The sequence below is a fragment of the Tenacibaculum sp. M341 genome (assembly GCF_004337695.1).
In the GTDB taxonomy this organism is placed as follows: Bacteria; Bacteroidota; Bacteroidia; order Flavobacteriales; family Flavobacteriaceae; genus Polaribacter.
Genome location: NZ_SJXJ01000012.1, coordinates 119,649 through 134,127 on the forward strand (window position 1 = coordinate 119,649; position 14,479 = coordinate 134,127).

Here is a 14,479-nt window from a genome sequence, read left to right on the forward strand (position 1 = left end):
CTGTATTTATTTTTATGATTACAATTATTGCAGCTATTGGGCAAAATAACGAACTAGGAAAAAACAACGATTTAATTTGGCATTTGCCTGCAGATTTAAAGCGTTTTAAAAAGGTTACTTCTGGTCATCATATTATTATGGGACGTAATACTTTTGAAAGTATAGGAAAACCATTACCTAATAGAACAACAGTAATTATTACTAGAAATGACAATTATTTTAAAGAAGGTTGTTTAATAGCAAATAGTATTGAGCAAGCTTTAGAGTTGGCTAAAGGTGATGATGAAATATACATTATTGGAGGTGCACAAATCTATCAACAAGCTATTGCTTCAGATTTGGTAGATAAGTTAGATATAACTATTGTTCATGAATCTTTTGAAGCAGATGTTTTTTTTCCTGAAATAGATAAAACTATATGGAAAGAAACATCGAGAGAAGATTTTAAAGCAGACGAAAAAAATAAATTCGATTATAGCTTTGTCTCTTATGAAAAGAGCCTATAGTTTTTTAACTGTTCAATTACTTAACAACTCTCAAAAGGAAGCTTTACGAACTCTTTGGAATAAAGAATACCCAAAAACAATTCATCATTATAGTTTTGAAAAGTTTGATGATTATTTAAAAACACTAACAAATGTATCACATACACTTGTTGTGGAGAATGACGTTATTGTTGGTTGGTATGCCGATTTTAATAGAGATAGAGAACGTTGGTTTTTATTAATTTTAGATGCATCTATTCAAGGTAAAGGGGTAGGTTCAGAAATTATAAAGAAAGTAAAAACAAAGTTTCCTGTTTTAAATGGTTGGGTAGTAGCTAGTAATTCTTATCTAAAAGAAGATGGCACAATATATCAATCACCTTTAGAGTTTTATAAGAAATTAGGTTTTACTACTTTTGAAAATGTGATATTAGAAGGAAGTATAAAAGCTATTAAAATTCAATTTACTCGTTAATATGTCTATTCAACTTACATCAGTTACAAAAACATATGGTACTCAAAAAGCTATAGATGCAATCTCTTTTTCAGCTCAAAAAGGTGAAATTGTTGGTTTTTTAGGACCTAATGGAGCGGGAAAATCTACTACAATGAAGATTTTAACTGGTTTTATTCAGCCAAATGAAGGAACTGTATTAGTAGATGATATAGATGTTGTAATAAATCCGATAGAAGCACAAAAGAAGATTGGATATTTACCAGAACATAATCCGTTGTATGCAGAAATGTATGTGAAAGAATACCTTCAATTTCATGCCAATATTCATGGAATAGCATCTGGAAATATAAATGATGTTGTAACTAAGGTTGGTTTAGACAAAGAAGCTCATAAAAAGATACATCAATTATCAAAAGGATACCGACAAAGAGTTGGTTTAGCAGCGGCTATTTTACACGATCCTACGGTGTTGATTTTAGATGAGCCTACTACTGGGTTAGATCCTAATCAATTGGTTGAAATAAGAGCATTGATAAAAGAGTTAGGAGAAAATAAAACGGTACTATTTTCTACACACATCATGCAAGAAGTAGAAGCTGTTTGTGATAGAGTTATTATTATTAATAACGGAAAAATTGTTATTGATTCTCATTTAAAATCATTGAAGGAAAGTAATGAACAAGTAATAACTGTTGGTTTTGATTATAAAATAGAAGAGCAGTTTTTACAACGTTTAAACAATTTGACTTCTATAAAAAATAACTACGATAATTCATGGACTTTAACTTTTGATAGTGAAGAAGACATGCGTCCTAAGTTATTTGATTTCGCTCAAGAATATGGGTTAAGAATTTTAGAGTTAAATTCTGAAAATAAAACTTTAGAGAGTTTGTTTAGAGAATTGACAAAATAGAAAAATTACAAACTATATATCGGTTATGCCTCTGTTGATTAACCAATATTAATTCATAACCGTGTCGGCAAATAAAATAATTACCCTTGTACATTTGAAGAAATATTATATCTGAAAATAATAGTTTTAACTTCAAAATGTACAATGAGTATTATTTAGTAATCTTTACAATACCTCTTTCTATAATATCTAGTGCAGTTGTAATATTAGATAAATCAGAAAAGAGTTCACCAGTTTTGCCAGAGTGGTGGCTATGTCCTATCACTTCAAATAAGTAATTTTTAGAAGCTCTTATTTTATCTAAATCTACAGTTACAGCATAAACAATTGCAGGTTGTCCAACTCTACCAGAACCACTGTAAACACTATCCTTAGGAAAACGATCTTTACTATAATATGCATTCCAATTGAATGATTGATTTACTTCCATCAATATTCGAAACTGTTTTACATCGCCAAGTTTTGCTTTAGAATTGATAATAAAATCATCTGAAGGTGTAGCGCCTGATACCGCATCTATATCATATGCTTTTCCTAACGGAATAAATAAACCATCTGATGCTTTAATTCCTCTTTTATGTGCCCAATATGGAAGTGATTCAGGTCGACGAACAATGGCTGGTCTCCAAATACCATTTTTATCTGGTTTTCCATTATAGTATTCACTAGAGGCAATTGATTTTGGTACAAACAAACTTTCCATATAATTTCCTTCCATATCTTCTACCCAAATAACCATCATTGCATTGCGAAAAACATCACCGATCTTTACATCAACTTCAACAGCTACCTCATTAATCTTATCTCTAACAATAATTCGTTCGGTACCATCTGCTAAAGTTTCTTTACCTTGAATACTATTACGATGTTCGTTTCCAATCTCATATAATTTATGAAATTCAGACACATTAAAAAGTAGTCCAGTCAATAAAATTCCACCTATTGCTAATACAGTAATTAAAGGCATACTTAAAAAATTCTGATTCTTGTTTATACTATACATTTTTAACGATTTTATATTATTACGAATATGAACAAAGGCTAACAGCACAAATAAAAATCCGAATAGCGTATGAATTGATGCTGTTATTTTATAATGTGGTTTTAAATACATTAAAACTCCAGTTATACTAATCACTGTAAATATTATCGCTATACTTATGCTGGCTAGTTTTCTTGTTCTCATTCTTTTTGTTTTGGTATTATTTAGTTCTAAGAAGTAAGTAGTCTAGCTTCTTAATGTCAATAATTAAAAATCGAATCGATAATTCATTTTAAATGATACACCCCAATTTGTTCTGTATATATGCTGATCGAAATTGTCAGTAATTACAAAATAGATATAGGATAAGGGGTTGTATTCCCACTGAACTCTACTATTAATATTAAAATTATTTCGTTGAGTATTGTACTGCACATAGGTAGTCCAGTTTAAACGATTGTTAAAAAAGATTTCTCCCGTAAATCGAGCTAAATGAAATGGTTTAATTCCTAATTCTTCTAGATCTAAATAATTTACCTCATAATCTGCTCCAATTTTAGCGTAGGGTAAAAATCGAAATGTAGAGAAAGTATAAAATCGAGTTCTATTTCCGTTATAATAATCCCCATGTTGTATACCTACTCTGTAAGAAACATTTTTATTAAATGGAGAATTATATCCTACACGTAAAGCTCCAAAACTATATTGATCAGGTTGAATAAATTTTCCATTTTGTAACGGGTCAAAACCATATTTTAAATTGATATATTCATGATTAAAGTTGATAAAAACTGATGAGGCATTTCTAAAAAATAAGGCCTGATTTATAAATGATGATGATTGTGTAACCTTGCCTTCTTCGTCCCAATATGTAGTGTTGCTAGGAAATAAATAACGAAAATATTGAATGGTTTTAGAGTTTTCAGGTAGTGCTATTAATCTCATTTCTGCTTGAGTAGAACTATATCCTTCTCGAATAGTAATGCCATTAATGGCATCGTAATTATTCAATCTTGGTACAAAACCAACATCAGCAATAAAATTTTTATCTACAGTTCTAAATGCTCCCTTTGCAAATACTTTTCTAGTACTATATTGGGCTTCTGCATTAAAAAAATTAGTATTGCCACTTACGTTATCTGTGAAACTCTTCCCAAAATTTGCAAGTCCTGACCATTTATTGTTTTTAGATTTATAGTTCATATTTATTCCAAAAACACGATTAAAATCACCTTTAAAATTGAAGCCTTCTGTTTCTTGTCTATTTACCAAATACGCTGTAGTGGTTAATGCTTTTGAGAGTTTTTGAGCTCCTACTAAAACAGTATAATTTTGAGCCGGATTTTCAGTTTCGCTTTCTGTTTGAGCATTTAATACTCCAATACGTGTATTAGAAGAAACGTTACCCGAAAGTTTAAGTCCAAATTGCATAGGAGTAGTACCGCCAATTATTCTAGAATAAAACGGATTTATACCTGTAGCACCTAAATTATTAAACAAATCACTATTTTCTAAAAAGAAATTTCTTCGTTCCGGAAAGTTAATCGCAAAACGTGTTAAATTTACTACTTGCTGATCCACATCTACCTGAGAAAAATCAGGATTAATAGAAGCATCTAAACGTAAGGAAGAGGTAATGTTATATTGGGCATCTACGCTAGGTATAATATTAGAAGTAGATGCATTAGCTGCCACATCTTTATTAAAATTATAAGTTATAGATGGTGATACTACAAATCTTGAATTACTCGTTTTTGGTGGGTTTTCTAATACAACATCTTCAGTAAAGCGTAAGTCAAACTGAAAAAAGTTACGCGATACATCGGTATACGTCATCCATAAATTTGTTTTAAAATCTCTGTAGAAAAATTGAATCCCCCAGGTTGTATTGGTTACATCAAAATTCAATGCTTTAAAAGGAATCTCTATTTCATATATTTTTGTAGTTCCTTCCGTAGCTGTTTTAGATTTCCAAACGGCATTCCAACTTTCATTTAAATTATAATCAGTACCATTAAAATCAACTAACGCATCTACTTGTGTATTTGCGGCATTTAATATAAAATAATAGCCGTTATTTTCTTTATTAAAAGGATCTAATATCAATCCAAAGGCATCACTTCTCACCACCACATCACCATGATTGTCTCGTTTTAATGTGCTTACTTTACTTTCTGGAGTTTTATCATAATATTCAGCAGCTATAAATAAACTCTTACCATTATGATATACCCTAACTTTAGTTTGATTCACTGCTAGTCCTACATCATCAGGAAAAAAATTATTAAAATTGGTGAAAGTTGCTGCATTTTGCCAAGTTATTTCATTTAATTTTCCATCTACTGTTGCGGTTGTATCAAAAAAAGGAATACTTTTTTGTTGCGCTTGTATAATTAACCCAATAAACAAGAAGAATATTTGTATACTTTTCATACTATAGCGCTAATTTATGTGTTGTTAATCTGTTCTTGTGTAAGACGCTTCCTGTTGGATGATTAATAATATCAATCCATTTACGATTTGCAATTTTCCCATTCAAGTTTACTTTCCATAAAAAAGTAAGTTTTGGTATATTTGATTCTTTTTGAGCATGTACCGCTATTGAAATCATACTTATAAAAAAGCTCCCCCTAAGAATTTTCATAATAAATCATTTAATATTTATTGCGAATGTAATTAGGTACATCATCCGTTATTTAGAAAATAGACGAATCTGTGTTGTTTAGCTACGAACACTTAAAGTAAGGTTGTATCACCACTTTTTCGGATTAATAGACGAAAAAGGACTATTGGTAGATAAAATTATTTTTCAATGTTTAGAAATAGTAATTTTGAGGCTTATGATGAATACATTATTTACTTACTTAAACAAACCTATTTACAAACACATCTTATTTTGGATTGCTGTATTCTCATTCTATTTAGCTTTTGATAGAGTGTATTACGATTCTACACAAAAATTAATAGTTAATAAGTTAGCCTATCTCTTATTTCAAATGGGAACTGCCTATGGTATCATTTATGGTATCTATCCTATTTATAAAAAGAGTAAAAATGTTTTAGTGTTTGTTGTATTAACATTTTTGTTGTTTGTACTATTGAATAGCATTTATGTTGCTTGGCATGCTTTTATGGATGTACCTCAGAGTAATACTTGTTACGCACGATTCAAATCTAGATTCGGACACCTTCCCTTTTGGGAACAAGTGTTTAGTTGGAGACGTGATTTTTTTGTCCTTACTTGGTTATTTATGCAGCCTACATTTTTTTTGATTCCCTTTTTATGGTACGAGAAAAACTTAAAATTATCTATTACTAATGAGCAAAAGAAAATAGCAGAACTTAGCGCTTTAAAAAATCAATTAAATCCACATTTTTTATTCAACACCTTGAATAATTTATACGGATTAGCCTTAGAAAAATCGGATAAAACACCTCAGGTTATAGAACGATTATCGGATATTTTGGATTATATTTTATACAGATGTAAAGGCAAATACGTATCTCTAGAAAAAGAAATTGAACTCATTGAGAATTACTTGGCATTAGAACAATTGCGTTACGGAAAGCGTGTGCTAGTTACCTTTACAAAACACATAGAAACTCCCAATAAAATAGCTCCTTTAATATTACTAACGTTTATTGAAAATGCGTTTAAACATGGAGTAAAACAAGAAATTAAACAAGCTAAAATTCACATCGACTTACAATCGATTAACAATAAGGTTGTATTTACAATAGAAAATACCAAACCCGAATCTCTTTTGCATTCCAACCAAGAGAAACTAGGTTTGATAAATGTAAAAAAACAATTACATTTATTGTATGCTGGAAATTATGATTTACAGCTATCCGATACAACCAATATGTATTCCGTAACCTTAGCTTTAAATTTATAATATGTACACGTGTGTAATTGTTGATGACGAAGAGATTGCAAGAAACTTGATTAAAAATCATGTAAGCCAATTAGATAATTTTAAGATTATCGCTTTGTGTGAAAGTGCTATAGAAGCTAGTAAAGTATTACAACAGCATCAGGTAGATTTATTATTTTTAGATATTGAAATGCCTGTATTACGAGGAACAGATTTTTTTAAGGGTTTACTTCAAAAGCCTAAAGTTATTTTCACTACAGCTTACAGAGATTATGCCATTGATGGTTTTGAGTTAAATGCTATCGATTATTTATTAAAACCGATTACTTTTCATCGGTTCTTTAGGGCTGTAGAAAAATTTTTAGCGCAGCAATCTCATGCAAAACCTACTGAAATTAAGGCTATTCCAAGTCCATCTGTTCAAAACTATATCTATGTTAGAAAAGATCGAAAACAGGTAAAAGTGCTTTTTGACGATGTGTTATATATTGAAAGTATTAAAGACTATATAAAGATTCATTTAACCAATACATCGCATATCACAAAGCATAGTTTAACAGCTTTTGCCTCGCAATTGGATAATCGTTTTTTACGTGTCCATCGTTCTTACATAGTTAATAAGGATAAAATAACAGCATATACTAAACAGGATATTGAAATTAATGCTATTGAAATACCTATTGGAGAAAGTTATAGAACTGTTGTAACTGAGTTGGTATAATTAGAAATTTCATTTGAAGTTCAATGAATTTGAGATTGCTTTCATATATGTCAAGGCATTCCAATACAATTTATAACTAAAAAAAAAGTATGTTCTTTATAAAGAAGTTTGTGATTGTAAATCGTATTACTCTAACTTAGAAAGTAATTCCTTAGCTTCTTTATCTTTAAAGTTTTTACCGTCATTTATTATAAACTGCAATTCTTTTTTAGCTTGTTTGGTATTATCTGATTTCAAATACGATAAAGCTAAATACCAATGAGCCTTGTAAGAATCTAAAGTATCTTTTTGAATTAATTCATTGAAAATTTGGATAGCCTTTTCCTGTTGATTCAATTCTAAGTTTAATACACCTTCATACATTAATATTTGAGGGTCATCTGTTTTTTCTTCTTTGAATTTTTCAAGTAAAGCTAATGATTCAGTATATTTTTGTTGTTTAAAAAGAGACTCTATTCTTGAAAAATCATTTGTATCTCCTCTCAGAGTTAATGAAGGTAACTCTTGCCAATCATTTTTATAAGAAGCATACAATTCTGTATTGGTTTCGCTAGTGTTAAAAACAAATAAGCCAATTAGTAACATGGCAGCAATAGAGCTAGCAACTAGTATAAGTTTTCTAATTTTAGGTGCTTTAGCTTCTTGAGCAAAATAACTATCAGCTCCTTTGGCAATTGCTTTTTTTATATGTTCGCCCTCCTCACTTCTTAAAAAAGCTAACGACTCTTGTATTTTAGTATTTTTAGTGGTGGCGTCCTCAAGTTTCCAATCATCTTCACTATATAAAGTTTGCATGTCTTGGTATAGCTCAACTGTTTCTTTTAGTTCAGGGTTGGTTGACATTTCTTGCAAAAAGAGTGCTCTTTCTTTTGCATCCATTTGATCGTTAAGAAATCGCTCTATGTTGTTGTCCATATTATGTGTCAGTTTAAATGACCAAATAAACTTCCTTTAGATAAAAATATAAGGAGTTTTAAATGAATTATTTTTTTACTTTTTAAATGTAGTTAGAAAGCCTCAAAAAATATTTTGGCTATCGCTCTACTACTAAAAATGCTTTAAATCAGCATAACGTCTGTCCGATTGTATGGTGTCTTTTAATTTTGCTTTACATTTAAAAATACGTTGCTTCACGGTATTTTCAGAAGCATAGTTTTTTAAAGAAGCAATCTGTTTGTACGATACTTTTTTAAAGAAAAGTTGTAGTAACTCTCTACAGTTTTCAGAGATTTCTTGTAGTTTTTCTTTAAAAAGTTCCCATTTTTCTTGCTCAAAGGCACTCATGGCTACGTCCATGTCGTCACTTACTAGATCCAAAGTAGTATCATTAGTTACCCTTAATTTTAATTTTTTTGCTTCTCTAATCCATAAATTTTTACAAATCACCATAAAATACCCATCAAAACTCGAAGAAATTTCAAAGTTAGTGTCCTGAGCACGTACCGATAATTGCATCAAAGCTTTTTGCATAATATCTTTAGCATCATCTTCGCTACCATCGCGTTGTATAATATGTCTTTTAACCTTCGGATATAGTTTTGTATAAATCTTACCAATTCCAATGTTGTCCCCCTTCCGTATGCTTTGTAAAAAGTATTCACTATCCATTTGTGTTTGTTCTAAAGTCGTTTGATGTACAAAACTAATTTGTTTTTAGTGTTTGTTTTAGGAGAAAAACACTCAAGGCTCGTAAGTGTTTTTCATTAATTTTGGGAAAATTAAAAAAAATAATAAAAACAGAGGTAACCTTTTTATAAATTCGTGGTCCTTAGGGTGAACAAAAAACAATAGAAACTTAAAAACGAAGATTATGAGAAAAGGTATTACATTTTTAATTGTTTGCATCTTTACAATATTCTTATCATGTACACAAGATGAAGTATTTCAAGATGATGACGCTATACAAGGAAAAGAAAGTGCTAGTAAAAAGTTTTTATCAACTTCAACGATAAAAAGTACGGTTACCAATCCGTTAACACCACAAATAGTAGAAAACCAAATCGTCATTGAATTTAAACAAAAAGGTCTGTTACCTGATATTAAAAACAATATCAGAGATACTGTGCAGGTAAAATATCATTTTGTTATTGATCACATAGAAACCTGTGATTGTGAAAACGATGACATAGAATTATGGACTATTGATACCACAGACGATGATTTTGGAGGGATAGAGGATTTAGTACAAAATTTGTCAACAGATGATGATGGGGATGAAGATTTGAACGGAGATTATCAGTTTACTCTATTTGTAAAAGATGGGTATCAAAAAATGATGGGGAAAAATATGGTAAAAGCAGAAAGTAAAGTGTTTTACGATGCACCCGCAAATGCTGTGAATATTGCCATTATTGATACAGGGATTGATTATGATTATCTACCAGCACCAGTATTGTATAATAGTGCAGGTGATAACCCTAGTTGCTACCCAGATGAAATTTCTGGTTGGGATTTTGTAAATAATGATAACGATCCAAGAGATGATCATGCTCACGGAACTCTAGTGAACCAAATTATTAGAGATGTTTTAGTACAAGAAAATGTGCCATATAAAGTATTGCCTGTAAAAGCTTTTGATAGAAATGGAAAAGGGAATTATTTTGATTTGCTTTGTAGTTTACAATACATTGCAGCCAAAAAGGAGGCTTTCTTGGTAAATTGTAGTTTTGGTTTTTATAATTTAGAAAATCAAGAAATTTTTGAAAATATTGTAAAAGATAATGATGAGTATTTGTTATTAATGGCTTCAGCAGGAAATGAAGGGATTGATACAGATACGGAAGGTAATACACATTTTCCATCAGGATATACAGCACCTAATGTATTAACGGTGGGTGGTTATGTAGGAGATTTTTCTGCCTATCCAAGTATTGGATCGGTATATGTAGGAGGTTTTGATTTGGCAACAGAATCTAATTACGGAAATTCTAGTATTGATGTAGTGGCAGCATTTGAACATAATGTAGTATTAGATGCAAGGAGTCATCGATTGGTAGCAGATGTAAAAGGAACTTCATTTGCTTGTCCTGAAGTTGTAGCTAGAGCAGCAAAAATGTTTTATGACACACGTGTGCGTCCAGCACAATTAAAAAATAGTGTGATGGGAACAAGTTTTAAAGCGGCAAGTTTAAGAGATAAAATTTATGGAAGTAATATTATTATAAGGGGGTATTACCAACAAGCAAGCCCATTCCCTCCAGGAGGTTTCTAAAAAGATATAACTTTAGTTGTAAAAAGCGCTGATTTTTCTATTTTTAAAAAATGAAATTCAGTGCTTTTTTATTTTCAATCTCTCTTTTCTTGTTAACTTCTATTTCAGGGCATACCCAAGAAAAAAATTTAGATAGTTTAAAAACAATTCTGTCCTCAAAAGTTACAAACAACATAAAAGAAGACCAGGCTATAAAATTTATAGAAAGTAACAAATCGATTATATTACCTGATGAGTTAGGGAATTGCTATCAAGAATATGGAAAATGGTTTTATATAATTGACAAAAAGAAAAAAGCTAATTTAAAGAAAGCTATTTTTTTTACTAAAAAAGCATTGAATATAAAGAGAGAACATAAAGTTTCTATTATTTCCTTAAAAAAGACATTGTATAATTTAGCTATTTTTTATACAAGAAGTAACAATTATTTTGAGGCCATAAAATATTATCAGATAATAAAAGAAATTTCTGAAGTCGATAAAAATACTTTAAGTGCTTTAAGGGAACTTTCTAAATTGTATACAATTACAGGAGATTTTTATAAGGCACTCATTAATTTAAATGGTTTAATTGACTTATCGTCAAAAGATACAGTTTTAAGAAAGAAAACAATGCAAGCTTATGAATACAGAGCAAACGTTTATTCTTTAATGGGATGGGAGCAATTTTCTAGAAATATAAAAGAAGACGCATTCAAAGCTGATTCAATATTAAATCTTATAGGAGTAAAAAACACCAAATATCATAATCGATTGAATCAATTAGAAGGAAATCGTTTATTAGAAAATGGTTTTTATAGAGAATCGATTGTTTATTTTGAAAAAGTACTAAAAGGGGTACCTAAAAATGACTCTATAAACATAGCTAGAGGATATAATAGTTTAGGTCAATCATATGCGAAATTAAAGGATGATAGAAAAGCTTTTTATTATTTTGATAAAGCACTATTATATGATCAAACTAATTCAGTAGCTATTGAAAATAAAGGAGATGTTTTTTTAGAGCAAAAGCAATATGATTCATCCTTAAAAGAGTATCAAAAAGCAATAAACATATTATTATTAAATAGTGATTTAAAATTGTATGATGTAATACCTCAAAAAAGTTTAGAAGAAGCCAAAGACAAATACTTTTTATTACACCACCTTATTCAAAAAGCAAAAGCTTTCATAGCTTACTACCATGCAGAAAAAGATGTGAAGCATTTACAAAGTGCGTTAGTAACTTTTGAATCTGCAGACAAATTAATAGATATTATTCGGTTTGAAAGTACCGAGGTTAAGTCTAAACTGTTTTGGAGAGAGCAAGGAGCAGATTTGTATTTAGGTGCAGTTGAGGTTTGTTATTTGTTAAACAATCCTGCAAAAGCGCTTTACTTTATGGAGAAAAATAAAGCCATATTATTATTAGAAGATATATCAAATTATCAGGCAGTTAAGAATGCCAAGTTACCCTTAGATATAGCAAGTAAAGAAGTTGCGTTAAAAAATGAAATTCACAAGCTAGAAAGTAAGTTACAACAGGTTTCAAAAAAAGAAAACAATAACATAGAAAGTGTAAAAAGAGCATTGTATCTATCAAAAAGAAAGTACGCCACCTTTGTAGATTCTTTAGTTGTTGCTTATCCTGAATATGGAAAGTACAAAAGAAAACTCCCTATAATTACATACCAACAAGCCTTAGAAAAAAGTAAGAAAGAAAGAACGAACTTTTTACAATACATTACAAATGATGATAAAGGTTATGGATTATTAATTGGTGAAAGGAAAACTGAATTTTTTGAAATTAATAATGCTAAAGCGTTACCAGAGGAAATTCAGACATTGCAAAATTTTGTAACTCAAAAAATAAACACACGTCAGCAGCAACAAGCATATTATCAAATAGCGAATACTCTATTTGAAAAGTTGATTCCAGAACAGGTATTTCAGCAAATAAAAGGCAAAGAAGTGATTGTTATACCAGATTATCGATTGCAAAAAGTAGCTTTTGAAACATTAATCACTACAAAAAACACAGCGAATTATTTTATAAAAGATGCTGTTATAAGTTATGCCTACTCATTGTCTCATTTAGAAAATAACAATCAAATTGATAGAGTAGCACCTAAAGGATTTTTAGCAGTAGCTCCTGTTGATTTTACTACTTTAAATTTGCCTTCGTTGCATTATACTGTATCAGAAGTTAATACTACCAATAGTATTTTTAACGGAACTACTTTATTGAATGAAAATGCTAAAAAGGCTAATTTTCTAGATCAAGGAAATCAATATAAAGGCTTGCATTTAGCAACACATGCTGAGGTAAATGATACAGAAACTCCATGGATTGCCTTTAATGATGAAAAATTATCGTTACAGGAAATTTACGGATATAAAAACGAACACGAAATAGTAACCCTAAGTGCTTGCAAAACATCTTTAGGAGAATTGCAATTGGGAGAAGGAGTGATGAGTTTAGCAAGAGGTTTCTTTTATGGCGGTGCTAAAAGTGTTGTGTCTAGTTTATGGTCATCAAATGATAAAACCAACGAACAAATTATTACTAATTTTTATCAATATTTAAACAACGGAGATTCTAAAAGTAAAGCATTACAAAAAGCTAAATTAGATTACTTAAAGACGCATGATGGTATTGATGCTTCTCCGTTTTATTGGGGAAGTTATATTTTAATCGGAGATGTTTCTGTAGTAGATTTAAGTACTCCTTCTTTTAATTGGATGTTCATATTGGGAGGTTTGTTGCTAATTGCTGCTGTAGGTTTATTTTTCTTCCGAAGAAAATCTTAGTTGTTTTTTCATAGCAAGAGGGATTGAGCTTGTACTGAGCGATAGTCGAAGTAAAGCAATCTGTTCATTATTAGTAAGCAATTCTATTTCAAGTTCAACGATTTTGAGATTACTTCGCTCCACTGCGTTCCGCTCGTAAAGACGTTGAGGAATGTCATCACGAGGAGGTCACGACGACGTGATCTGTTCATTGTTAGTATGTAATTATATTTCAAGTTCAACGATTTTGAGATTACTTCGCTCCACTGCGTTCCGCTCGTAAAGACGTTGAGGAATGTCATCACGAGGAGGTCACGACGACGTGATCTGTTCATTGTTAGTATGTAATTATATTTCAAGTTCAACGATTTTGAGATTACTTCGCTCCACTGCGTTTTGCTCGTAAAGACGTTCAGGAATTTCATCACGAGGAGGTTACGACGACGTGATCTGTATGTTTTTAGTTAGCAATTTCATTTCAAGTCAACGATTTTGAGATTACTTCACTCCACTGCGTTCCATTCCTAAAGACGTTCAGGTTTGTCATATAAAGAAAAGTTGTAGTTTTACAATTATGAAAAAGAGCTATGTTTATTTCCTTAGTAATAAAAACAACACCGTTATTTATATAGGTGTAACGTCTAATATTTTAAAAAGAATATATCAGCATAAGGTTAAATTTTTTAAAGGTTTTACATCAAAATATAATTGTAATAAACTTGTGTATTTTGAAGAATTTGATTCCATAGAAGAAGCTATTTTAAGAGAAAAGCAATTAAAAGCAGGTAATAGAAAAAGAAAAGAAACTTTGATTAATATAGATAATCCTGATTGGAATGATTTGTCCGAAGATTGGATTTTTGATTTTACTTAACACGTCATTGTGAGTAGGGATTGAGCTTGTACTGAGCTATAGTCGAAGTAAAGCAATCTGTTTTTTAATGTCATCCTATGTTTGTATTAGGAATAAATTTTATTAAAGTTTTAGATTTAGAGATTTAATAAAAGGAGAAAGAACAAGACAAAAGCTCGTCATTAGTTTACAAAACAGTTCGCAATGGCTG

13 protein-coding genes are annotated in these 14,479 nt (G+C 30.3%); 8 read left to right on the forward strand and 5 right to left on the reverse strand.

What is annotated here, in order from left to right:
* Positions 1-14: 14 nt before the first annotated feature.
* The 3 genes from EYW44_RS14775 to gldA are packed head-to-tail and all read left to right on the forward strand — an operon-like array spanning position 15 to position 1,855.
* On the forward strand, positions 15-506 hold the full coding sequence (locus EYW44_RS14775) for a dihydrofolate reductase (protein ID WP_132724444.1): 492 nt from the start codon (positions 15-17) through the stop codon (positions 504-506).
* Positions 490-960: a GNAT family N-acetyltransferase gene (locus EYW44_RS14780; RefSeq protein ID WP_132724445.1), complete on the forward strand. Its 471-nt coding sequence runs from the start codon at positions 490-492 to the stop codon at positions 958-960. Before EYW44_RS14775 ends, EYW44_RS14780 begins: the two co-directional genes overlap by 17 nt.
* A gap of 1 nt (position 961) precedes the next feature.
* Complete coding sequence (gene gldA, locus EYW44_RS14785; RefSeq protein ID WP_132724446.1) at positions 962-1,855, forward strand: gliding motility-associated ABC transporter ATP-binding subunit GldA; 894 nt, start codon at positions 962-964, stop codon at positions 1,853-1,855.
* Positions 1,856-2,006: 151 nt separating this feature from the next.
* On the opposite strand, the gene EYW44_RS14790 is transcribed toward gldA, so the two are convergent.
* The 3 genes from EYW44_RS14790 to EYW44_RS14800 all read right to left on the reverse strand — a co-directional run bounded on the left by EYW44_RS14790 (position 2,007) and on the right by EYW44_RS14800 (position 5,481).
* On the reverse strand, positions 2,007-3,041 hold the full coding sequence (locus EYW44_RS14790; RefSeq protein ID WP_132724447.1) for a DUF4405 domain-containing protein: 1,035 nt from the start codon (positions 3,039-3,041) through the stop codon (positions 2,007-2,009).
* A gap of 63 nt (positions 3,042-3,104) precedes the next feature.
* Complete coding sequence (locus EYW44_RS14795; RefSeq protein ID WP_132724448.1) at positions 3,105-5,270, reverse strand: DUF5916 domain-containing protein; 2,166 nt, start codon at positions 5,268-5,270, stop codon at positions 3,105-3,107.
* A 1-nt stretch (position 5,271) separates the two neighbouring features.
* Complete coding sequence (locus EYW44_RS14800) at positions 5,272-5,481, reverse strand: hypothetical protein (protein WP_132724449.1); 210 nt, start codon at positions 5,479-5,481, stop codon at positions 5,272-5,274.
* A 196-nt stretch (positions 5,482-5,677) separates the two neighbouring features.
* Here EYW44_RS14800 and EYW44_RS14805 point away from each other — a divergent pair, with 196 nt between their 5' ends.
* Both EYW44_RS14805 and EYW44_RS14810 read left to right on the forward strand, forming a co-directional pair.
* Entirely contained in the window at positions 5,678-6,736 is a 1,059-nt protein-coding gene (locus EYW44_RS14805; protein ID WP_132724450.1) for a sensor histidine kinase, read from the forward strand.
* Position 6,737: 1 nt separating this feature from the next.
* A complete protein-coding gene (locus tag EYW44_RS14810; protein WP_132724451.1) occupies positions 6,738-7,436 on the forward strand; it encodes a LytR/AlgR family response regulator transcription factor in 699 nt (232 codons plus the stop codon).
* Between the two features lie 126 nt (positions 7,437-7,562).
* On the opposite strand, the gene EYW44_RS14815 is transcribed toward EYW44_RS14810, so the two are convergent.
* Together EYW44_RS14815 and EYW44_RS14820 are read right to left on the reverse strand one after the other, a co-directional pair.
* Positions 7,563-8,351: a tetratricopeptide repeat protein gene (locus EYW44_RS14815; RefSeq protein WP_132724452.1), complete on the reverse strand. Its 789-nt coding sequence runs from the start codon at positions 8,349-8,351 to the stop codon at positions 7,563-7,565.
* 132 nt (positions 8,352-8,483) lie between these two features.
* On the reverse strand, positions 8,484-9,044 hold the full coding sequence (locus EYW44_RS14820) for an RNA polymerase sigma factor (protein WP_132724453.1): 561 nt from the start codon (positions 9,042-9,044) through the stop codon (positions 8,484-8,486).
* Between the two features lie 202 nt (positions 9,045-9,246).
* Here EYW44_RS14820 and EYW44_RS14825 point away from each other — a divergent pair, with 202 nt between their 5' ends.
* The 3 genes from EYW44_RS14825 (at position 9,247) to EYW44_RS14835 (ending at position 14,289) form a co-directional block, all read left to right on the forward strand.
* Positions 9,247-10,647, forward strand: coding sequence for a S8 family serine peptidase (locus EYW44_RS14825; RefSeq protein WP_132724454.1), 1,401 nt, complete (start codon positions 9,247-9,249; stop codon positions 10,645-10,647).
* Between the two features lie 50 nt (positions 10,648-10,697).
* Positions 10,698-13,436, forward strand: coding sequence for a CHAT domain-containing protein (locus EYW44_RS14830; protein WP_132724455.1), 2,739 nt, complete (start codon positions 10,698-10,700; stop codon positions 13,434-13,436).
* 553 nt (positions 13,437-13,989) lie between these two features.
* On the forward strand, positions 13,990-14,289 hold the full coding sequence (locus EYW44_RS14835; RefSeq protein WP_132724456.1) for a GIY-YIG nuclease family protein: 300 nt from the start codon (positions 13,990-13,992) through the stop codon (positions 14,287-14,289).
* The last annotated feature ends 190 nt before the right edge of the window (positions 14,290-14,479 follow it).